The organism is Caballeronia sp. LZ029 (genome assembly GCF_031451275.1).
GTDB classification, from domain to species: domain Bacteria; phylum Pseudomonadota; class Gammaproteobacteria; order Burkholderiales; family Burkholderiaceae; genus Caballeronia; species Caballeronia jiangsuensis.
In genome coordinates, this window is the sequence record NZ_JARUXO010000001.1 from 269,983 (window position 1) to 289,914 (window position 19,932).

Below are 19,932 nucleotides of genomic sequence, written 5' to 3' on the forward strand. Positions count from 1 at the left end.
GTGAGATAGCCGATGCGCCGTGCCGAGGAGTCACTGTTGAACCATTCCATCGATAACCCGAACGACGTCGTGCTGCTCTCGCCGTTCACCGGTCCCGTCGTGCCGCTCGCCGATGTGCCGGACCCCGTGTTCGCCGAAGGCATGTTCGGCGACGGCATCGGCATCGATCCGCTCGATAACGTGCTCGTCTCGCCCTGCGACGGCACGATCACGCATCTCGCGCGCACGCATCACGCGGTGACGCTGCGCACCAAGGAGGGCGCGGAGATTCTCGTGCATATCGGCATCGACACGGTCGAGCTGAGCGGCAAGGGCTTCACGCCGAAAGTCGGGCAGGGCGCGACGGTGCGCGCGGGCGATCCGCTCATTGAGTTCGATGCGGACTTCGTCGCGCAACACGCGCCGAGCCTCGTCTCGGTGATCGCGGTCGCGAACGGCGATGCCTTCGACGTCATCGATCGCGCCGGCCGCGGCGTGCTCAAGGCCGGCTCGCGCATGCTGGTGCTGCGCGCGAAGCAAGGCGAGAAAGCCGAGACGGCGCGCACGGGCGTCAACGTGCTGGAAGAAGCACGCCGCAGCCTGACGCTGGCGCACGCGGGCGGTCTGCATGCGCGTCCGGCGGCGCGGGCGCGCGAAGCGGCGCGCGGTTTCGACGCGAAGGTCGAAGTGCGCTACGAAGGCAGAAAGGCGCCCGTGGAAAGCGTGGTCGGGCTGCTCGGTCTCGGTGCGGGCGAGGGCGCGACGATCGAACTGGTGGCCATCGGCGGGCAGGCGCAACAGGCGATCGAAGCCGTCGCCGCCGAATTGCTGCGCGCGGCGCTGGGCGAAGTCGAAGAGACGCCCGCGCGCGCGAAGTCGCCCGCGCCGGTTGCCAAGCCGGCCGGATCGGGCGAGCCGCTGCCGCCCAACACGCTCGCCGGCGTATGCGCGGCGCCGGGCATCGCGGTCGGCAAGCTCGTGCGCTGGGACGATCAGGAAATCGTGCCGCCCGAACAGCCGAGCGGTTCATCGGCGACGGAAAGCCGTGCGCTCGACAAAGCCATCGCTCAGGTCGATGCCGAACTCGGCGAAACCGTGCGCACGGCGTCGCAGCGTGGGGCCGTCGGCGAAGCGGGCATTTTCGCGGTGCATCGCGTGCTGCTCGAAGATCCGACACTCCTCGATGCCGCGCGCGATCTGATCAGCCTCGGCAAGAGCGCGGGCTTCGCATGGCGCGAGGCGATCCGCGCGCAGATCGCGCTGCTCTCGAACGTGCAGGACGACTTGCTCGCCGAGCGCGCCGCCGATCTGCGGGATATCGAAAAGCGCGTGCTGCGCGCGCTCGGCCTGAGCAACACGGCGGCGCGCGAGCTGCCCGAAGAAACCGTGCTCGCGGCCACGGAATTCACGCCGTCCGATTTGTCCTCCATCGACCGCACGCGCGTCACCGCGCTCGTGATGGCGCGCGGCGGTGCAACCTCGCACGCGGCGATCATCGCGCGGCAGATCGGCATTCCGGCGCTCGTCGCCATCGGCGATGCGCTGCACGCGATTCCCGAAGGCACGCAAGTGGTCGTCGATGCATCGGCGGGACGCGTCGAGCATGCGCCGACCGCGCTCGACGTCGAGCGTGCGCGCAACGAACGCGAACGGCTCGCGGGCGTGCGCGAGGCGAATCGCAAGCTCTCGCAGCAAACCGCATCGACGAAGGATGGCCGGCACATCGAAGTCGCCGCGAATATCGCGACGCTCGACGACGCGAAGGCCGCAGTCGAAAACGGCGCGGATGCAGTCGGCCTGTTGCGCACCGAACTGCTGTTCATCCATCGCCAGTCGGCGCCGACGGCCGCGGAGCACGCACAAAGCTATCAGGGCATCGTCGATGCGCTGCAGGGCCGCACCGCGATCATCCGCACGCTCGATGTCGGCGCGGACAAGGAAGTCGACTATCTGACGCTGCCGCCCGAAGAAAACCCGGCGCTCGGTCTGCGCGGCATCCGCCTCGCGCAGGTGCGCCCGGATCTGCTCGACGATCAGTTGCGCGGCCTGCTGGCGGTCAAGCCGTTCGGCACGGTGCGCATCCTTCTGCCGATGGTGACGGATGCCGGCGAGCTGCAGCGCCTGCGTGCGCGCATCGACGAACTGGCGCGCGAAGCCGGCCGCACCGAGCCGGTGGAAGTGGGCGTGATGATCGAAGTGCCGTCGGCGGCGCTGCTCGCGGATCAACTCGCGAAGTACGCGGATTTCCTCTCGATCGGCACCAACGATCTCACGCAGTACACGCTCGCGATGGACCGTTGCCAGCCCGATCTCGCCGCGCAGTCCGACGGCCTGCATCCCGCCGTGCTGCGCCTCATCAAGGCGGCGGTGCAGGGCGCGGAAAAGCACGGCAAATGGGTCGGCGTGTGCGGCGCGCTCGGCGGCGATCCGGTCGCTGCGCCTTTGCTCGTCGGACTGGGCGTGACCGAATTGTCGGTCGATCCGGGTTCCGTGCCCGGCATCAAGGCGCGCGTGCGCAATCTCGATTACCAACTGTGCCGTCAGCGCGCCGAGGACTGCCTCGCGCTCGAATCGGCGCAGGCAGTAAGAGCGGCAAGCCGCGAAATCTGGCCGCAGGACTAGTTCGCGGATGTCTTTTCAGCAATCCCCGAAGCAGTAACGACAAGACCTATATTTTTGGAGAACCCGATGGACGCCAACCCGTTTGCAAAGATGCAGCGACTAGGTCGCGCGCTGATGCTGCCAATCGCCGTATTACCGGTGGCCGGCCTGCTTCTGCGTCTCGGCCAGCCCGACGTCTTCAACATCAAGATGATCGCCGACGCCGGCGATGCGATCTTCACCAATCTGCCGCTGCTGTTCGCGATCGGCGTGGCGGTGGGCTTCGCGAAGGACAACAACGGCACGGCGGGTCTCGCCGGCGCGATCGGCTATCTCATCGAAGTGGCCGTGATGAAGGACATCAACGACAAGCTCAACATGGGCGTGCTGTCGGGGATCATCGCCGGTATGGTGGCGGGCTACATGTACAACCGGTACAAGGACATCAAGCTGCCCGAGTATCTGGCGTTCTTCGGCGGCAAGCGCTTCGTGCCGATCGTCACAGGCGTCGCGTGTCTGATACTCGGCATCGCGCTGGGCTATATCTGGCAGCCGGTGCAGGCGGCCATCGACACGGCGGGCAACTGGCTGACGACGGCCGGCGCGCTCGGCACCTTCGTGTTCGGCGTGCTGAACCGGATCCTGCTCGTGACGGGCCTTCACCACATCATCAACTCGCTCGCGTGGTTCGTGTTCGGCTCGTTCACGCCGCCCGGCGGCGGCGCGGTGGTGCACGGCGACCTGCATCGCTTCTTCGCGGGCGATCCGACCGCGGGCGGCTTCATGACCGGCTTCTTCCCGATCATGATGTTCGGCCTTCCGGCCGCGTGTCTCGCGATGTTCCATGAAGCGCCGAAGGATCGCCGCGCGGTCGTCGGCGGCCTGCTGTTCTCGATGGCGCTGACCGCATTCCTGACGGGCGTGACCGAGCCGATCGAGTACAGCTTCATGTTCCTCGCACCGGTTCTCTACGCGATCCACGCGGTGCTGACGGGTCTGTCGCTCGCGATCTGCTCGGCGCTCGGCATCCATCTGGGCTTCACGTTCTCGGCGGGCGCGATCGACTATGTGCTGAACTACGGCCTGTCGCAGCGCGGCTGGATGGCGCTCGTGATCGGTGTCGTCTACTTCGTCATCTACTACGGTCTGTTCCGCTTCTTCATCCGCAAGTTCAACATGGCGACGCCGGGTCGCGAGCCGGCCACGACCGATGCGCAAACCGATGTCGATACCACGGTCGCGGGCGGCCTGATTCCGCCGGTTCCGGGCGCGGCGGTGGCGGCATCGAACACGCGCGCAGCGAAGTACATCGCGGCGCTGGGCGGCGCGTCCAACCTGACGCTCGTCGATGCCTGCACGACGCGTCTGCGTCTGTCGGTGGTGGATACGGAGAAGGTGTCGGAACCGCAGTTGAAGACCGTCGGCGCGCGTGGCGTGCTCAAGCGCGGCGCGACCAACGTGCAGGTGATCATCGGGCCGGAAGCGGACCTGATCGCCGATGAAATCCGCAGCGAACTGGAGCATTCGTCGACGCGCGGCGCAACGCCCGCTTCATCGACGCCGGCGCAACCGGCGGCAGCGGTGGCGAGCGTCGATCAGACGCCCGGCCCGCTCGATCCGGACCCGTTCCGCTGGCTCGCGGTGTTCGGCGGCGCGACCAATGTCGCATCGCTCGACGCGGTTGCCCAGACGCGCCTGCGCGTGGTCGTGCGCGATCCGTCGTCGGTGGATCGTCAGCGTCTGTCGACGCTGGATGTCGCGTGGGTGTCGGCCGATACGTTCCACATCGTCGTGGGCGCGGCGGCGCAACGTTATGCGACGCAACTGTCCGCGCGCCTGTCGGGCAGTGGCGGCGGCGCAGCGCCGATGCCGGCCTGATGCGGTGATCGATGGTTGAAAGCAGACGGCACCTTCGGGTGCCGTTTGTGTTTCCAGCGCAGGCAAAAGAAAAAGCCCGCTGTCTCATCGACGGCGGGCTTTTCAATTTTTGCTACGACACAGTCAGGCGTTACGCGAACTCGTGCAGCGCCGAGCGCATCTTCTTCATTGCGCTCGCCTCGATCTGGCGAATGCGTTCCGCCGATACACCGAACTCGTCGGCCAGTTCATGCAGCGTCTTGCCGCCCGAGCCGTCGTCCTGCACGTCGAGCCAGCGCGCCTTGATGATGCGGCGGCTGCGTTCATCCAGCGATTCGAGCGCTTCGGCAAGGCCGTCGCTCTGCAGCTTGTCGAACTGGCGCGCGGCAATCACGTTCGTCGGCTCGTTGTGCGAGTCCGCCAGATAGGCGATGGGCGCGAACGCTTCCTCGCCGTCATCAACCTGGCCTTCGAGCGCGATATCGCCGCCCGACAAGCGGGTTTCCATTTCCGCGACTTCCTCGCGCTTCACATTCAGCTCGCTCGCGAGACCGTCGATCTCGTCCGGCGTAAACGCCGAGTGGCTGGTCTTGTGGCTGCGCAGGTTGAAGAACAGCTTGCGCTGCGCCTTGGTCGTCGCGACCTTCACCATGCGCCAGTTGCGCAGGATGTACTCGTGGATCTCGGCCTTGATCCAGTGCATGGCGTACGAAACCAGGCGCACGTTTTGCTCGGGGTCGAAGCGCTTCACGGCCTTCATCAGACCGATGTTGCCTTCCTGGATCAGGTCCGCGTGCGGCAGGCCGTAACCGAGATAGTTACGGGCGATCGACACGACGAGCCGCAGGTGCGAAAGCACGAGCTGGCGCGCGGCGTTCAGGTTGCCCTGCTCGCGGAACTCGGTGGCGTACTGACGTTCCTCCGCCTGCGAAAGCATCGGAATACGGTTCACTGCTTGTATGTAGGAATCGATGTTGCCGATCTGGCCGGTCAGCATCGACGACTGTGCGTACGTCAGCGCGCCTGCCGAAGATGCCTTGGCAGGTGCCGAGTTCACGACATTCGGAAGGGTCATCGCATTGGTCACGCTCATAAGCTCCTTATCAACAATTCACTCGCCGCTTAACACCAGCGGCAGTCAGACACGATATTAGCACTCCGGTTCATCGAGTGCTAAGTGTTAGAGCGGAGGGGAGTGTGGGAGTTCCCACAAAAACTATCGAATTAGCAAGGTCAATAGGACAGACCGTTGCATGATAAGCGGAAGAAAGTACCGGTGATGAAGCTGCTTTCGAATCCGTTACCGCTTTTGTGCGCTGCGGAGAAAGAAAATTCAACAAACGGAGAAGGTGGTTGCGATTCCTGCAAATTCTGAAAAACGTCTCTAGAATCGCGAGACAACGCTCTTAATGAAACACGCCCGTCATCGGAGTAATTGGGGTGCTCATGCATAAAAACAAGAGTTCGTGGCAACGTCCGCTCTCGCGCGTGGCGGTTCTTGCCGCATTCGGCCTTGCATCGGCGGCAGCTCACGCCGATCGTTTCGGCCTTCAGATCGCCGGCGGCGTCGCCGATCGCGACATCAAGAAAGCCGACCTCGGCGTCGCATGGGATCCGGGCCTCAACTGGTGGGAGATCGGCGGATTCCACTTCACGCTCATCGGCGAAGGGCACGTGTCCTACTGGCACACGACCGAGGATAACGCCGTCCACCCGAGCATCTGGGAGGTCGGCATTACGCCGGTGGTGCGCTTCGTGAAGAGCTCCGGCTACTTCCGGCCGTTCATCGAGGCGGGCGTCGGCGTGCGGCTGCTTTCGCATACGCGCATCACGGAGAATTTCTCGGTGGGGTCGGCGTTCCAGTTCGCGGACATGGTGGGCGTCGGCATGATCTTCGGCGCGCAGCAGAACTATCAGGCGGGCTTTCGTTTCCAGCATCTGTCGAACGGCGGTATCAAAGAGCCCAATCCTGGTATAAATTTCAGCCAGCTATATCTGCAATACAACTTCTGACGAGGCGCCGGCGCATCGGTTCCTCGACGCAAGAGGACGCGACAGATGCCGGCAAAAACCATTGAGGCGATCCGCGGCCTCGAGCGTGACCGTTTCCGTGCGATGGTCGAGGGCGACGGCCCGGCGCTGGACGCGCTGCTGGCCGAAAACGTCAGCTACGTCCACACGAACGGCAAGCGGGAGACGAAGCGCCAGTTCATCGACGCGATTACCGCAGGCCGCCGCCGCTATCGTCAGATCGAGATCCAGTCGCAGGATGTGCTGCCCGCCGGCCGCGATACGTGCCTCGTGTCGGGCCGCGCGCTGATCGAGATGGAATCGAAGAACGGCGCACTGCTGTTTCCGATCGCCTACACCGCCGTTCACGTGCAGACCGAGGGCCAATGGCAGCTCCTCGCGCTGCAGGCGACGCGCGTGGCGCTCGAATAGCCGCGCGCGCGGTTCGTCAGGCTTCGACCGCTTCGTCCTGCCGCACGTCGTCCACGACGCGCCCGGAGCGGTTCACCGCGCTCACGACCGCATCGGCGACAGCGAGCGCCGGATTCGCATGGACAGCGACGCCGAAGCGCGTCTGCCCGTCGCCGACGCGGCAGCCGACGAACGCCGCCGTATCGCCGCCCGCCGTCACCGCTGTTTCGAACCAGTTCACGATTGCGTCCACGCCGAGCGCCGCGGCGACCGTCTGCGCGTAAGCGTCGCCGCTCGTCGTGCCGGCTGGCGGCGCCACCGCGACGCGCTTCCCGAATACCGACAGCGTCGATACGTCCACGCGCGAAACCGGCCCGCCCGCGTCGAAATACTCGCGCTTGAAGAGTTCGCAAATGGCGTCGCCGCCGATTTCCGCGCCGGATGCATCGGTGATCCGTTGCACGGCGTGGCTAAACTCGATCTGCACGCGGCGCGGCGGCGTGAAGCCTAAGCCGCGTTCCAGCAGGAACGTGGAGCCGCCCTTGCCGGACTGGCTGTTCACGCGGATCACGGCATCGTAGCTGCGGCCGAGATCGGCGGGATCGATCGGCAAATAGGGCACTTCCCACGCCGTGCCCGGCACGCGCTGCGCGAAGCCTTTGCGGATCGCGTCCTGATGCGAACCCGAAAACGCCGTGAACACGAGGTCGCCCGCATACGGATGACGCGGATGCACCGGAATCTGGTTGCAGCGCTCGACGACGCGGCGCACGGCGTCGATGTCGGAGAAATCGAGCCCCGGATCGATGCCTTGCGTATAGAGATTCATCGCGAGCGTGACGAGATCGACATTGCCGGTGCGCTCGCCGTTGCCGAAGAGACATCCTTCGATGCGGTCCGCGCCCGCGAGCACCGCCATTTCCGCCGCGGCTACCGCCGTTCCGCGATCGTTATGCGGATGCACCGACAGCACGATGCTGTCGCGATAGCCCATGTTGCGGTCCATCCACTCGACCTGATCGGCGAACACGTTGGGCATCGCGGCTTCGACCGTCGCGGGCAGATTCACGATCATCTTGTGATCGGGCGTCGGACGCCACATTTGCGCGACGGCGTCGCAGACTTCCCGCGCGAACGAGAGCTCCGTCATGCTGAAAGTCTCGGGCGAGTACTGATAGGTCCAGTGCGTTTCAGGCCGTGCCGCCGCGCATTCCTTGATGAGGCGCGTGCCTTCGACGGCGAGCGCCTTCACTTCTTCCTTCGACTGATTGAAAACGATCTTGCGGAACGACGGCGCGATCGCGTTATAGAGGTGCACGATCACCTTGCTCGCGCCCGCGACCGCTTCGAACGTGCGCTCGATCAGTTCGCGGCGCGACTGCACGAGCACTTCGATGGTCACGTCGTCCGGGATGCGCTTTTCGTCGATCAACTTGCGCACGAAGTCGAAATCGGTCTGCGATGCCGACGGGAATCCCACCTCGATTTCCTTGAACCCGATTTTCACCAGCATCTCGAAGAACTCGAGCTTCGCGGCGATGCTCATCGGCTCGATGAGCGACTGGTTGCCGTCGCGCAGATCGGTGCTCATCCAAATCGGCGCCTTCTCGATCGTGCGGTTCGGCCAGCGGCGGCCATTCAGACGGACTTGCGGAAACGGGCGGTATTTCTCGGCGGGGTTCGGCATCATGATCGTCGATCTCTCTTCGGACGGTTTGCGTAGCGTCTGCGAGAGAGGCCGTGTCCGGCGGCTGGCCGGGCGTGGCGGGATGCACGTGAGGCGGTGCGGCGCGCGCGTGTCGTGGAATCACCAGCGATGGTGACGCCTGTGACCAACGTGAACGTGCGCGGAGCAACGTGCATTTGACCCTCGCGTTTCCGTTTCGCGGGATGCGCGAACGAAAAGCTGACGACTACAGGTGGTAAGAAAGGGAACTACAGAGACTGCTGGCAGGACCGGGCGCCTTGCGACGCACGGCGCTACGTCTGGCGACTTACGCTAGACGTAGCGATAGGGGCCGCGCTAGGCGGCCCGGGATAATTCGGAGGGAGGAAGGCTGGGTAAAGCTCATGCGACGACTTTAAACCAGCGTTGAATACCGTGTCAAATGGGATTTGACTGATCGACGACAGGTTTGCGCACCACTTCGACGATCACTTCGACCTGCCGCACGACCGCGGGGGGCACCGGCACGTCGCCGCGCAGCACGCATTCGATCCATCGCGCAGTGGTCGCGGCGTCGAGCGTTTCGGGCAGTTCGATATGGGGCGCGTGCGGCTGCGAGTGCTCCGGCGAGATCAGCGTTTCGACGTGGCCGTCGTGGAACCAGTCGACCTGCACCTGGCGGCGCGTGTCCGCGACGGCTTCGCCTTCGGTGCCGCGCGCGAGCAGTGCGCCGCCCGCCGCCGCATCGGGATGCTCGGTGAAGAGTCCCGTGAGACTCTCGCGATACTCCGGATGCGTGTAGTTGACGAGCCTCAGGCCCGGATCGGCGAACGGCTGAAGGATCTTCACAAGCGTGTGCGTCGAATTGCGCACGCCCATGCGGCGTCTTAGCGCCAGCAGCCGGGCGAGCTTCGGCGCGAGCACGGCGATCGGCGCGAACGCGAGTCGGCGCGACGCGAGGCTGTCCTCGATTTCATCGTGCGAAGCCGCGTGCGCGATACCCAGCTCGGCGAAAATCTCGGCGCTCGTCACGCGGCCTGGATCGTCGGTGACGCCGTGCACCAGCACCGGCACGCCTTCGCGCGCGAGCAAGAGCGACAGCAGCGGCACGAGATTCGGCGTCTTGCGCGCGCCGTTGTAGCTCGGAATCGACACGGGCCGCGCGTGCTCGCGGCCATCCTGAACATGCAGCGGCTCGAAAGAGCGATGCGCGGCGGAAAGCATGGCAGCGAGCTCGGCGGCGGTTTCGCCCTTGACGCGATAGGCGAGCAGCACCGCGCCCAGTTCGAGTTCGGAGACGCGATCTTCGAGGATCGCTTCGTAGAGCGCGTAGGTGTCCTCGTGCGAGAGCGCGCGCGCGCCGTTCGGCCCGCGGCCGATTTCCTTGATATAGCGCGCGCAGTTGAAAGCGGGGGGAGCGGAGTCGGTCATCGGATAGTTGTGGCGGATCGGGTGCTCAATTCCGTACTGTGAGCGATGCCGTCGCGCGTTTTAAGGTGCAGGAAGCTTATTGAGTACCGTATTTGACGAGCGCTGGCAAGCTGCACCGAGCGAGCGTTTCGCCCGTATTTCCTCCGATGCTTACGAATAACGCCGCGCCCGCCGACCCGGCGATGGCTTGCCGAAAGCTCGCAAAGCCGCGCCCGACAAGCTTCGCCACGATTTGCGCGCGCACGTTACACTCCCTTTTCTCGCCGGCCGTCCGCGCTGGCGCATTCGTCCATGAATCTGCACATCAAAACAGCAACAGGAGAGCGGGATGAGTTACGTGTTTCCTCCGGCACCGGCCGCAGCGGTGCCCGTCGATGGTTCGAATGAGCAGTTTCCGGTGCGCCGCATCTACTGCGTCGGCCGCAACTACGAAGCCCACGCGCGCGAAATGGGCCACGATCCGGACCGCGAGCCGCCGTTTTTCTTCAGCAAGCCCGCGGATGCCGTGCTGTACGTCGCGCCGGGTTCGACGGGCGAATTCCCGTATCCGTCGCAGACGAAGAATCTGCACTTCGAAATGGAGCTCGTGGCCGCGATCGGCAAGCAGGGCAAGGACATTCCCGCCGATAACGGGCTCGACTACATCTACGGCTACGCGCTCGGCCTCGACATGACGCGCCGCGATCTGCAAGCCGAAGCGAAGAAGCTCGGCCGTCCGTGGGACACGGCGAAAGGCTTCGACCGCTCGGCGCCGATCGGCCCGATTCATCCGGTGTCGAAGGTCGGGCATCTGGAAAAGAGCGCGATCTGGCTGACCGTCAACGGCGAGGAAAAGCAGCGTTCGGACATCTCGCAACTGATCTGGTCGGTGGGTGAAACCGTCGCGTATCTGTCGACGCTCTTCGAGCTCTTTCCCGGCGATCTCATTTTCACCGGCACGCCCGAAGGCGTCGGCGCGGTCGTGAAGGGCGATCTGCTGAAGGGCGGCGTCGACGGCATCGGTGAATTTTCGGTGCGCGTCGTATGAAGCTTTACAGCTATTTCCGCAGCTCGGCGGCGTATCGCGTGCGCATCGCGCTGAATCTGAAAGGGCTCGACTACGACTACGTCGGCGTGCATTTGCTGCGCGACGGCGGGCAGCAGCTCAAGCCCGAGTATCGCGCGGTGAATCCGGACGGCATCGTGCCCGCTCTCGTCGATGGCGACGACGTGCTCACGCAGTCCCTCGCGATCATCGAGTATCTCGAAGAGACGCATCCCGAGCCCGCGCTTCTGCCGAAGAGCCCGTCCGATCGCGCGTTCGTGCGCTCCGTCGCGATGCAGGTCGCATGTGAAATCCATCCGCTCGACAATCTGCGCGTGCTGAAGTATCTGAAGCATCAGGTCAAGGTGCCGGACGAGGCGAAGGACGCGTGGTATCGGCATTGGGTCGAGATCGGCTTCGAGTCGCTCGAAAAGCGGCTCGCCGCCGACAAGCGCGTGGGCGCGCTGACTTTCGGCGACACGCCGACCGTCGCCGATTTGTGCATCGTGCCGCAGGTATTCAACGCGCGGCGCTTCGGCATCGACGTGAGTCCGTATCCGACGATCGCGCGCATCGCCGATCACGCCTGCACGCTCGACGCCTTCGCACGGGCCGCTCCGGCGCAGCAGCCGGACGCCGAATGACGGCGGCGGATTCTGCCGGAGCGCTGTCGGGTTATCTGTCGGGTGCGGGTCTGGGAGCGAGCCTGATCGTCGCGATCGGGGCGCAGAACGCGTTCGTGTTGCGGCAGGGATTGAAGCGCCGCCACGTGGGCATCGTCGTGTCGATCTGCGCGTTCATCGACGTGCTGTTGATCGCGCTCGGCGTCGGCGGAATGGGCGCGCTCATCGCGCGTGCGCCTGTTCTGCTCGACGTGATTCGCTGGGCAGGCGCGATCTTCGTGTTTCTGTATGGCGTGCGCGCGTTTCTCGCGGCGTGGCGCGGGCCGGGGCATCTGAACGCATCGGACAGCGATTCGCAGACGGCGATCGGCGCGGCGTCCACCGTGCTCGCGCTGTCGCTGCTCAATCCGCACGTCTATCTCGATACCGTGGTGTTGCTCGGCGGCATCGGCGCGCAGCGCGGCTGGCCGGGCAATGCGTGGTTCGCGGCGGGCGCGATGTGCGCGTCGGTCATCTGGTTCACGGCGCTCGGTTACGGGGCGCGTCTTTTGGAGCCGTGGTTCGAGAAGGACGTGTCGTGGCGCGTGCTCGATGTGATCGTCGGCTGCGTGATGTGGTGGATCGCGGCCTCGCTGATACTCGCGCGATAAAAAAAGGCGTCCGACTGGACGCCCTTTTCAGGTTCAACCGAGCAACGCGTCCGCGAACTCCTCCGCACTGAACGGCTGCAAATCCTCGACTTTCTCGCCCACGCCGATGAAATACACCGGAACGGGCCGCTGACGCGCGATCGCGGCGAGAATGCCGCCTTTCGCGGTGCCATCGAGCTTGGTCACGACGAGGCCGGTCAGACCCAAAGCATCGTCGAATGCCTTGACCTGCGCGAGCGCGTTTTGGCCCGTGTTCGCGTCGATCACGAGCAGCACTTCGTGCGGCGCATCGGGCATTGCTTTGGCGATCACGCGGCGCACCTTGCGCAGTTCCTCCATCAGATGAAGTTGCGTCGGCAGACGGCCGGCGGTGTCGGCCATCATCACGTCGATCTTGCGTGCACGCGCCGCGCCGACGGCGTCGTAGATCACGGCGGCGGCGTCGCCGCTTTCCTGCGCGATCACCGTCACGTTGTTGCGCTCGCCCCAGACCGTCAGTTGTTCGCGCGCGGCGGCGCGGAACGTATCGCCAGCGGCGAGCAGCACCGACTGATTGAAGCGCTGCAGATGCTTCGCGAGCTTCCCGATGCTGGTCGTCTTGCCGACGCCGTTCACGCCCGCGATCATCATCACGAGTGGCTGCGCACGTCCGAGCATCAACGATTTTTCGAGCGGACGCAGCAGGTCGACCAGCAATTCGCGCAGCGCGGCCTTCACTTGCGACGCGTCGGTCAGACGCTCCGCGCGCACCTTCTCACGCAGCGATTCGAGCAGAAACTCGGTTGCATCGACGCCGGCATCGGACATCAGCAGCGCGGTTTCGAGTTCTTCGTACAGGTCTTCGTCGATCTTCGCGCTGACGAAAATCCCGGTCAGATTGGAGCTCGTCTTGGAGAGACCGTGACGCAGACGCGAGATCCACGATTTTTTCGCGGCCGGATCGGCCTCGGGCGGCGGCACGATTTCCTCGTTCGCCTGATCCGTTTCCGGCCCGCGCGCCCATTGCGACTGGGTGCGGCCTTGCCAGTATTCCTTCGATTCTTCCGTCCGAGGCTCGACGGGCGGTGTGGGCGCGACAGGCGCAGCGGGTTTCGGGGGCGCTTCCGGTTGCGCTTCTTCCGACGGCGTATCGACGACGCCAAGCGCCTGCCGTTCGAGTTCGGCGTCGGAGATTTCTTCGTCCTCGGCCGCCTCGACGAAATCGTCCTGAGGAGCGTCGGGCGGCGCGTCAGCCGGCTTTTTGAATTTCTTGAAGAAGCTGAACATGGATTTTGACGATGATGCGCGCGTGAACCGATGGCCTCTTGCGCGCGTTCGAGTCGCTCCGCGCGAGGCCCGCGCGATGGGATAGTAGCCGCATATTTTATCAGGCGCCGCCGTCCGCGCCCGTGCGGCTCCCGGCATGGCGTGCGCGTGTGGTAACGTTGCCTTCATCGCCCGGGCCGGCTGATCTTCAGGCAAAAATGCCCGGCGCGCTTCACTCCAACAATCTGTTTATGCCCCGCACGTCCGCTACCCGATCCACCTTGCCGAGCCATACGCCGTCGCGCGGAGGCAAACCGCACACGATCCGCATCATCGGCGGAGAGTGGAAACGCACGCCGCTGCCCGTGCTCGATCTCGATGGCCTTAGGCCCACGCCGGATCGCGTGCGCGAGACGCTCTTCAACTGGCTGGGACAGGATCTGAGCGGCCAGCGTTGTCTCGACATGTTCGCGGGCAGCGGCGCGCTCGGTTTCGAGGCGGCGTCGCGCGGCGCGGCGCGTGTGGTGATGGTCGAAAGGAGCGGGAAGGCAGCCGCGCAGATCAGGGCGAATCAGGCGAAGCTCGGCGCGCGCAACATCGAGGTTGCGGAAGCGGATGCGCTGCGGCTCGTCGCGAGCCTCGCGCGTGGCTCGTTCGACGTGATCTTTCTCGACCCGCCGTTCGGCGATCAGGCGTTGCTCCTGCGCGCGCTGGAACTGGCGGCGCCGCTCGTCGCGCCCGACGGGGCGATTTACGTCGAATGCGGCGATGCGCTCGACCTGACAGGCATCGATGCACTCGCCGGCTGGAGCGTCGTGCGTGAAGGCAAGGCGGGCGCGGTCCGCTATCATTTGCTGCGTCGCGAAAATGAGGAATAATGCGCGTTCCCGATTTTGGTACAGCCAATCTCGCGGGGAATGAGGGAGAGTTGGTCGTCGCAGCCACGCGGCCCAATGTAAATAGAAGAGGAGAAGCTCATGGTTGTCGCCGTGTATCCGGGTACGTTCGACCCGCTCACTCGTGGGCATGAAGACATCGTCCGGCGCGCATCGAGCATTTTTGATCAGCTCGTCGTGGGCGTCGCGCACAGCCAGGCAAAGAAGCCGTTTTTCTCGCTGCAGGAGCGGCTGGATATCGCGCACGACGTGCTCGGGCATTATCCGAACGTGCAGGTGAGCAGTTTCACCGGGCTACTGAAGGATTTCGTCCGCAAGAACAACGCGCGCGTGATCGTGCGCGGACTGCGCGCCGTGTCCGATTTCGAATACGAGTTCCAGATGGCCGGGATGAACCGCTATCTGCTGCCCGACGTCGAGACGATGTTCATGACGCCATCGGATCAGTATCAATTCATCTCCGGCACCATCGTGCGCGAGATCGCGCAGCTCGGCGGCGACGTGAGCAAGTTCGTGTTCCCGTCGGTGGAAAAGCGGCTGATCGACAAAGTCGGTATTCTGTCGCAGAAGGACCCCGCGGCGCCCTGAGCGCCGGGCCCGTGCGCTTCGTCGTCATTGAACGTCGCGCGCGGGCGTCATGCCGGACTCGAAACCGGCGCAAGAGAGTGAAGCATGTCTTTGATCATTACCGACGAGTGCATCAACTGCGACGTTTGCGAGCCCGAGTGCCCGAACGACGCCATTTCGATGGGTCCCGACATTTACGTGATCGACCCGAACAAATGCACGGAATGCGTCGGCCATTTCGACGAACCGCAGTGCCAGCAAGTGTGTCCCGTGGAATGCATTCCGCGCGACCCCGCGCACGTCGAGACGCCTGAGCAGTTGATGACCAAGTACCACGCGCTGATGGCGGCGAAGGGCCAGTAAGCCCTTCGCGTCTTATCCGATCAGCCCGGTCAGGGCGGCGACGAGCGCATCGCATTCGGCGGGCGTGCCGATCGAGATGCGCAGATGCTGATCGATGCGCGGCAGCTTGAAGTGGCGCACGAAAATCTCTTTCGATTTGAGCGCGGCGGCGAGTGCCGCGGCATCGTGCGCGGGATGCTTCGCGAACACGAAGTTGGCGGCGGACGGCACCACGTCGAAGCCGAGCGCCTGCAGTTGCGCGGTCAGTTTCTCGCGGCTTGCGACGACCTTCGCGCAGCCTTCTTCGAACCACGCCTGATCCTCGTACGATGCAATCGCCGCGACCTGCGCGAGGCGATCGAGCGGATACGAGTTGAAGCTGTCCTTCACGCGCGTGAGCGCTTCGATGAGCGCCGGATCGCCGAACGCGAAACCTACGCGCATACCCGCCAGCGAACGCGCTTTCGAAGTCGTCTGCACGACGAGCAGGTTCGGATACGCGTCGATCAGATTCACGGCCGATTCCGCGCCGAAATCGACATACGCTTCATCGATGATCACAGGCGCGTCCGGATTCGCTTTCAGCAGGATTTCGATTTCCGAAAGCGGCAGCGCGCGGCCTGTCGGCGCATTCGGATTCGGTAGCAGCACGCCGCCGCTCGGCGCACGGTAATCATCGACATCGATTGCGAAATCCGCATTCAAAGGCACGGTCTCGTAGGCGACGCCGTAAAGCTGCGCGTAGACCGGATAGAAGCTGTAGGTGATGTCGGGGAAAGAAATCGGCTTGTCGTGCTTCAGCAGCGCCTGGAACGCATGCGCGAGCACTTCGTCGGAACCGTTGCCGGCGAACACCTGCTCGATACGCACACCGTGATGCTTCGCGACCGTTTCGCGCAACGCACGGGCGGTCGGATCGGGATATTTGCGCAGCGACGCGCCATCTTCGCCGAGCTCGCGCCGAATCGCTTCGACGACACGCGGCGACGGCGGATACGGGTTCTCGTTCGTGTTGAGCTTGACGGGATGTGCCAGCGCGGGTTGCTCGCCCGGCACATAAGGCGTCAGACGATGGACGATATCGCTCCAGAAACGGCTCAAGGTCGGCTCCAAATCAAGAGTTGCGGTGCAGGTTCATCATCGCACGCTCGGTTTCGCCCGCGACGACGAAGGGCATCACGGCGAGCGCGCGCTCGATCGACTGATCGATCACATCCTGTTCCTCGCGGCGCGGCGGCTTGAGCACGAAGTTCGCGACATCGGGCTTCGCGCCTGCGCGCGCGCCTTCGGGAATGAGATCGCGCGGATGCCCGATCCCGATGCGCAATCGCCAGTATTGCTGCGACGAAAGGTGCGCGGAAATATCCTTCAGTCCGTTATGTCCGCCGCTGCCGCCGCCGAGTTTCATCTTGACGGTGCCGGGCGGCAGATCGAGTTCATCGTGCGCGACGAGAATCTCGTCCGGGAGAATCTTGAAGAACTGCGCGAGCGCGACCACCGATTGTCCCGAGCGGTTCATGAAGGTCTGCGGTTCGAGCAGATGCACTTCGTGGCCGTGCAGACGCCCCTTGCCGTAGAAACCGTGAAAGCGGCGCTCGTCGCGCAGCGTCGCGCCGGCATCGCGTGCGAACTGGTCGACGAACCAGAAGCCCGCGTTATGCCGCGTCGCGGTGTATTCGGCGCCCGGATTGCCCAGGCCGACGATCAGCTTGATCATGTCGAATCTTGTAGAACGAAAAAAAACCCGCCGGGGCTTGCGCGCCGGCGGGTCACGTCGACCGTTCTTGCGAACGGATCGAGAGGATAGCGGTATTCCGCGTGCTTACTCGGCCGCCGGCTTTTCGCCTTCAGCAGCTTCGCCAGCCCCTTCCGACACGACAGCGGCCGGAACGGTAGCCGAGGCCACCACCGGGTTTTCCGCTTCGACGGAAACCGTCAGGCTCACGCCCTTCGGCAACGGGATGTCCTTCGCGTGCATCGTCTGACCGGCTTCGATCTTCGCCAGATCGATTTCCAGGAACTCAGGCAGGTCTGCCGGCAGGCATTCCACTTCCAATTCCGTCACGACGTGCGAGATCACCGCGCCCGCCAGCTTCACGGCCGGGTTGGTTTCCTGGTTCATGAAGTGCAGCGGCACCTTGGTGTGCAGCTTCTTCTTCGCGTCGACGCGCTGGAAGTCCACGTGCAGCACGAGCTGCTTGAACGGGTGGTATTGCACGTCGCGCAGCAGAACCTGTTGCGACTTGCCGGCCACTTCCAGATCGAGAATCGACGAGTGGAAAACTTCTTTCTTCAGGGCGTGCCACAGGGCGTTGTGGTCGAGTTCGACCAGTTGAACGTCCGTTTCACCACCGTACACGATACCCGGGGTCTTGCCCGAGTTACGCAGGCGGCGGCTCGCACCCGTACCTTGCTTGCTACGCTCGAAAGCGACGACTTTCATGTTTCACTCCTATATCTGCCCGCGACCAGGCAGGGAAACCGGGATCATCGAAAATGTGTGATCCCAAAACAAGCGACGCGAACCTTCGTTCGTTCGCGCCGATCATGCAAAAACGCGAAGCATGCGCCTCGCGTTCCTTGCTCAATTCTGTTTAGCCTTCGGCGAAGAGCGACATCACCGAGTCGCCGCGCCGGATTCTGGAGAATGTCTCGGCGAGCAGACCCGCGCTCGACAGCAGACGGATCTTCGGGCACGCGAGCGATTCGGACGACAGCGGAATGGTGTCCGTGACGACCAGCTCGTCCAGCTGCGACGCCGCGATGCGTTCGCCCGCGCCGCCCGACAGCACCGGGTGCGTGGCATACGCGAACACCTGCTTCGCGCCGCGGTCTTTCAGCACTTGCGCGGCCTTGCACAGCGTGCCGGCGGTATCGACCATGTCGTCCATGATCACGCAGGTGCGTCCTTCCACTTCACCGATGATGTTCATCACTTCGGCGACGTTTGCTTTCGGACGACGCTTGTCGATGATCGCGAGGTCGGTGTTCAACTGCTTGGCGAGCGCACGCGCGCGCACCACGCCGCCGACGTCCGGCGACACGACCAGCAGATGATCATGATTCTGCTTGCGCAGATCGCCAAGCAGGACGGGCGTAGCGTAGATGTTGTCGACGGGGATGTCGAAGAAGCCTTGAATCTGGTCGGCGTGAAGGTCCATGGTGATCACGCGATCGACGCCGGCAATTTCCAGCATGTTCGCGACGACCTTCGCCGAGATGGCCACTCGCGCGGAACGCGGACGGCGGTCCTGGCGCGCATAGCCGAAGTAGGGGATGGCTGCGGTGATCCGGCCAGCGGATGCGCGCTTGAGCGCATCGACCATGATCATCAGTTCCATCAGGTTGTCGTTCGTGGGAGCGCAGGTGGACTGCAGAACGAATACGTCTTTGCCCCGAACGTTTTCCTGAATCTCGACCATGATCTCGCCGTCCGAGAAACGGCTGACCATCGCTTTACCGAGAGGAATTCCAAGGATTTTGACGACTTCCTGAGCAAGCGCGGGATTTGCGTTGCCAGTAAAAACCATCAGGCCGTCACTGCTCATCGTGCACCTGTCTGCGGCTGGAGGCGAGAGGAAAAACGCGAGAAAAAGAATGGCAGGGGAGGAAGGACTCGAACCCTCGCATGCCGGAATCAAAATCCGGTGCCTTGACCAACTTGGCGACTCCCCTACACTAACTTTGAGTCTTGCCGGGAAGTGTAGGACATGCCCGACAAAACAAAACCTATGACGCGAAAGCGAAGAGAGGATGAGAATCCAGACTTGCCGTTACCACGCTCTTCCAGCTTGCCGGCAGTTTGACTTGCGCCATTTCTGCTTCGGCTCGGCTGGGGAAAGCGGCAAACACGCTTGCTCCAGATCCGGTCATTCGCGCCGGTGCGAGATTGGAAAACCACTCGAGCACCTGTGCAACTTCCGCGTACTTTTCTGCAACTACAGCCTGCATGTCATTTCGACCGAAGCTGTCTGGCCAGTTTGCGTCTGACCTTTGCGCTGCAAGAAAGTCCATCATTTTGGCGACTTTCGTATCCCTTGTCAAGGCTTTTTCCGAAAAAATCGCCGCGGTCGGGACGTGAACATTGGGTGTGACTACCAGGAAGAAGCGTTTGGGCAAATCGACTGCCTGAAGCGCCTCACCTACACCCTCTGCGAATGCATTTTGCCCGAAGACAAAAAACGGCACGTCCGCGCCGAGTTGCAGGCCGAGATTCTGCAGAATCTCACGCGAAAGATCAACACCCCAGAGTCGATTTAACGCCAAAAGAGTTGTGGCCGCGTCGGAACTGCCTCCGCCGAGACCTGCGCCCATCGGCAGACGCTTGTCGATCTCGATCTCCACGCCGAGCTTCGTGCCCGTGTGTTGTTGCAGCAGCCGCGCCGCCCGCACGACGAGATCGTCGGCTTCGGGCACGCCCGATATGTCGGTCTTGCGCGTGATCACGCCGTCGTCGCGACGCTTGAAATGCAGACGGTCGCCCCAGTCGAGCAACTGGAAGACGGTCTGCAGCGAGTGATATCCATCCGGACGGCGGCCCGTGATGTGTAGGAAAAGGTTCAGCTTCGCGGGCGCGAGGCAGTCACGGAGCGAATCGTTGGATGAGGACATGCGTGATGCGACTGCGAAG

19 protein-coding genes and 1 tRNA gene are annotated in these 19,932 nt (G+C 63.7%); 10 read left to right on the top strand and 10 right to left on the bottom strand.

Translation table 11 applies throughout. The features are described from left to right. Positions 1-12 precede the first annotated feature (12 nt). On the top strand, positions 13-2,601 hold the full coding sequence (ptsP, locus tag QCE73_RS01340) for a phosphoenolpyruvate--protein phosphotransferase (protein ID WP_309879485.1): 2,589 nt from the start codon (positions 13-15) through the stop codon (positions 2,599-2,601). A gap of 66 nt (positions 2,602-2,667) precedes the next feature. After that, entirely contained in the window at positions 2,668-4,458 is a 1,791-nt protein-coding gene (gene nagE / locus QCE73_RS01345; RefSeq protein ID WP_035497564.1) for an N-acetylglucosamine-specific PTS transporter subunit IIBC, read from the top strand. A 130-nt stretch (positions 4,459-4,588) separates the two neighbouring features. Here nagE and rpoH read toward each other — a convergent pair whose 3' ends face one another. After that, positions 4,589-5,524 carry an RNA polymerase sigma factor RpoH gene (gene rpoH / locus QCE73_RS01350; protein ID WP_035497935.1) on the bottom strand — a complete coding sequence of 312 codons (936 nt, stop codon included), beginning with the start codon at positions 5,522-5,524 and terminating at the stop codon, positions 4,589-4,591. A gap of 359 nt (positions 5,525-5,883) precedes the next feature. Here rpoH and QCE73_RS01355 point away from each other — a divergent pair, with 359 nt between their 5' ends. After that, positions 5,884-6,450, top strand: a complete 567-nt coding sequence (locus QCE73_RS01355) for an acyloxyacyl hydrolase (protein WP_035497566.1) — start codon at positions 5,884-5,886, stop codon at positions 6,448-6,450. A gap of 45 nt (positions 6,451-6,495) precedes the next feature. Beyond that, a complete protein-coding gene (locus tag QCE73_RS01360; protein ID WP_008351729.1) occupies positions 6,496-6,879 on the top strand; it encodes a nuclear transport factor 2 family protein in 384 nt (127 codons plus the stop codon). Positions 6,880-6,895: 16 nt separating this feature from the next. Here the strand turns inward: QCE73_RS01360 and leuA are convergent, their stop codons facing one another. Together leuA and ybiB are read right to left on the bottom strand one after the other, a co-directional pair. Next, positions 6,896-8,548, bottom strand: a complete 1,653-nt coding sequence (leuA, locus tag QCE73_RS01365) for a 2-isopropylmalate synthase (protein ID WP_309879486.1) — start codon at positions 8,546-8,548, stop codon at positions 6,896-6,898. A gap of 414 nt (positions 8,549-8,962) precedes the next feature. Beyond that, a complete protein-coding gene (gene ybiB, locus QCE73_RS01370; RefSeq protein ID WP_309879487.1) occupies positions 8,963-9,955 on the bottom strand; it encodes a DNA-binding protein YbiB in 993 nt (330 codons plus the stop codon). Between the two features lie 328 nt (positions 9,956-10,283). Between ybiB and QCE73_RS01375 the strand changes: the two genes are divergently transcribed. The 3 genes from QCE73_RS01375 to QCE73_RS01385 are packed head-to-tail and all read left to right on the top strand — an operon-like array spanning position 10,284 to position 12,252. Then, positions 10,284-10,982 carry a fumarylacetoacetate hydrolase family protein gene (locus tag QCE73_RS01375; protein WP_309879488.1) on the top strand — a complete coding sequence of 233 codons (699 nt, stop codon included), beginning with the start codon at positions 10,284-10,286 and terminating at the stop codon, positions 10,980-10,982. Beyond that, the gene (maiA, locus tag QCE73_RS01380; protein WP_309879489.1) at positions 10,979-11,623 is read left to right on the top strand and encodes a maleylacetoacetate isomerase; all 645 of its coding nucleotides are present in this window, start codon (positions 10,979-10,981) and stop codon (positions 11,621-11,623) included. Before QCE73_RS01375 ends, maiA begins: the two co-directional genes overlap by 4 nt. Continuing rightward, a complete protein-coding gene (locus tag QCE73_RS01385; protein ID WP_309879490.1) occupies positions 11,620-12,252 on the top strand; it encodes a LysE/ArgO family amino acid transporter in 633 nt (210 codons plus the stop codon). Before maiA ends, QCE73_RS01385 begins: the two co-directional genes overlap by 4 nt. A gap of 33 nt (positions 12,253-12,285) precedes the next feature. On the opposite strand, the gene ftsY is transcribed toward QCE73_RS01385, so the two are convergent. Continuing rightward, positions 12,286-13,518, bottom strand: a complete 1,233-nt coding sequence (gene ftsY / locus QCE73_RS01390) for a signal recognition particle-docking protein FtsY (RefSeq protein ID WP_309879491.1) — start codon at positions 13,516-13,518, stop codon at positions 12,286-12,288. Between the two features lie 230 nt (positions 13,519-13,748). Between ftsY and rsmD the strand changes: the two genes are divergently transcribed. From rsmD to QCE73_RS01405, 3 genes are all read left to right on the top strand, one after another. Further along, entirely contained in the window at positions 13,749-14,375 is a 627-nt protein-coding gene (gene rsmD, locus QCE73_RS01395) for a 16S rRNA (guanine(966)-N(2))-methyltransferase RsmD (protein WP_309879492.1), read from the top strand. Between the two features lie 99 nt (positions 14,376-14,474). Then, positions 14,475-14,981: a pantetheine-phosphate adenylyltransferase gene (gene coaD, locus QCE73_RS01400; protein WP_035497575.1), complete on the top strand. Its 507-nt coding sequence runs from the start codon at positions 14,475-14,477 to the stop codon at positions 14,979-14,981. Positions 14,982-15,065: 84 nt separating this feature from the next. Next, positions 15,066-15,323, top strand: a complete 258-nt coding sequence (locus tag QCE73_RS01405; RefSeq protein WP_035497576.1) for a YfhL family 4Fe-4S dicluster ferredoxin — start codon at positions 15,066-15,068, stop codon at positions 15,321-15,323. A 12-nt stretch (positions 15,324-15,335) separates the two neighbouring features. Here the strand turns inward: QCE73_RS01405 and hisC are convergent, their stop codons facing one another. From hisC to ispE, 6 genes are all read right to left on the bottom strand, one after another. Further along, positions 15,336-16,403: a histidinol-phosphate transaminase gene (gene hisC, locus QCE73_RS01410; protein WP_309879493.1), complete on the bottom strand. Its 1,068-nt coding sequence runs from the start codon at positions 16,401-16,403 to the stop codon at positions 15,336-15,338. A gap of 13 nt (positions 16,404-16,416) precedes the next feature. After that, positions 16,417-17,019 (bottom strand): aminoacyl-tRNA hydrolase, encoded by a 603-nt coding sequence (gene pth, locus QCE73_RS01415; RefSeq protein ID WP_035497577.1) that lies wholly within the window; start codon positions 17,017-17,019, stop codon positions 16,417-16,419. 105 nt (positions 17,020-17,124) lie between these two features. Next, on the bottom strand, positions 17,125-17,745 hold the full coding sequence (locus QCE73_RS01420) for a 50S ribosomal protein L25/general stress protein Ctc (RefSeq protein WP_035497579.1): 621 nt from the start codon (positions 17,743-17,745) through the stop codon (positions 17,125-17,127). A gap of 151 nt (positions 17,746-17,896) precedes the next feature. Continuing rightward, a complete protein-coding gene (locus QCE73_RS01425) occupies positions 17,897-18,850 on the bottom strand; it encodes a ribose-phosphate pyrophosphokinase (RefSeq protein WP_035497580.1) in 954 nt (317 codons plus the stop codon). A 50-nt stretch (positions 18,851-18,900) separates the two neighbouring features. Next, a tRNA-Gln gene (locus tag QCE73_RS01430) sits at positions 18,901-18,977 on the bottom strand. Positions 18,978-19,031: 54 nt separating this feature from the next. Next, positions 19,032-19,913: a 4-(cytidine 5'-diphospho)-2-C-methyl-D-erythritol kinase gene (ispE, locus tag QCE73_RS01435; RefSeq protein ID WP_309879495.1), complete on the bottom strand. Its 882-nt coding sequence runs from the start codon at positions 19,911-19,913 to the stop codon at positions 19,032-19,034. Positions 19,914-19,932 lie beyond the last annotated feature (19 nt).

Excerpts from the sequence above, each read along its gene's own strand:
- QCE73_RS01360 (WP_008351729.1), top strand. The coding sequence starts at position 6,496 with ATGCCGGCAAAAACCATTGAGGCGATCCGCGGCCTCGAGCGTGACCGT.
- QCE73_RS01385 (WP_309879490.1), top strand. The coding sequence starts at position 11,620 with ATGACGGCGGCGGATTCTGCCGGAGCGCTGTCGGGTTATCTGTCGGGT.
- QCE73_RS01375 (WP_309879488.1), top strand. The coding sequence starts at position 10,284 with ATGAGTTACGTGTTTCCTCCGGCACCGGCCGCAGCGGTGCCCGTCGAT.
- ptsP (WP_309879485.1), top strand. The coding sequence starts at position 13 with ATGCGCCGTGCCGAGGAGTCACTGTTGAACCATTCCATCGATAACCCG.
- nagE (WP_035497564.1), top strand. The coding sequence starts at position 2,668 with ATGGACGCCAACCCGTTTGCAAAGATGCAGCGACTAGGTCGCGCGCTG.
- ybiB (WP_309879487.1), bottom strand. The coding sequence starts at position 9,955 with ATGACCGACTCCGCTCCCCCCGCTTTCAACTGCGCGCGCTATATCAAG.
- QCE73_RS01420 (WP_035497579.1), bottom strand. The coding sequence starts at position 17,745 with ATGAAAGTCGTCGCTTTCGAGCGTAGCAAGCAAGGTACGGGTGCGAGC.
- QCE73_RS01355 (WP_035497566.1), top strand. The coding sequence starts at position 5,884 with ATGCATAAAAACAAGAGTTCGTGGCAACGTCCGCTCTCGCGCGTGGCG.
- rsmD (WP_309879492.1), top strand. The coding sequence starts at position 13,749 with ATGCCCCGCACGTCCGCTACCCGATCCACCTTGCCGAGCCATACGCCG.
- maiA (WP_309879489.1), top strand. The coding sequence starts at position 10,979 with ATGAAGCTTTACAGCTATTTCCGCAGCTCGGCGGCGTATCGCGTGCGC.
- coaD (WP_035497575.1), top strand. The coding sequence starts at position 14,475 with ATGGTTGTCGCCGTGTATCCGGGTACGTTCGACCCGCTCACTCGTGGG.
- QCE73_RS01425 (WP_035497580.1), bottom strand. The coding sequence starts at position 18,850 with ATGAGCAGTGACGGCCTGATGGTTTTTACTGGCAACGCAAATCCCGCG.
- leuA (WP_309879486.1), bottom strand. The coding sequence starts at position 8,548 with ATGATGCCGAACCCCGCCGAGAAATACCGCCCGTTTCCGCAAGTCCGT.
- ispE (WP_309879495.1), bottom strand. The coding sequence starts at position 19,913 with ATGTCCTCATCCAACGATTCGCTCCGTGACTGCCTCGCGCCCGCGAAG.
- ftsY (WP_309879491.1), bottom strand. The coding sequence starts at position 13,518 with ATGTTCAGCTTCTTCAAGAAATTCAAAAAGCCGGCTGACGCGCCGCCC.
- QCE73_RS01405 (WP_035497576.1), top strand. The coding sequence starts at position 15,066 with ATGTCTTTGATCATTACCGACGAGTGCATCAACTGCGACGTTTGCGAG.
- pth (WP_035497577.1), bottom strand. The coding sequence starts at position 17,019 with ATGATCAAGCTGATCGTCGGCCTGGGCAATCCGGGCGCCGAATACACC.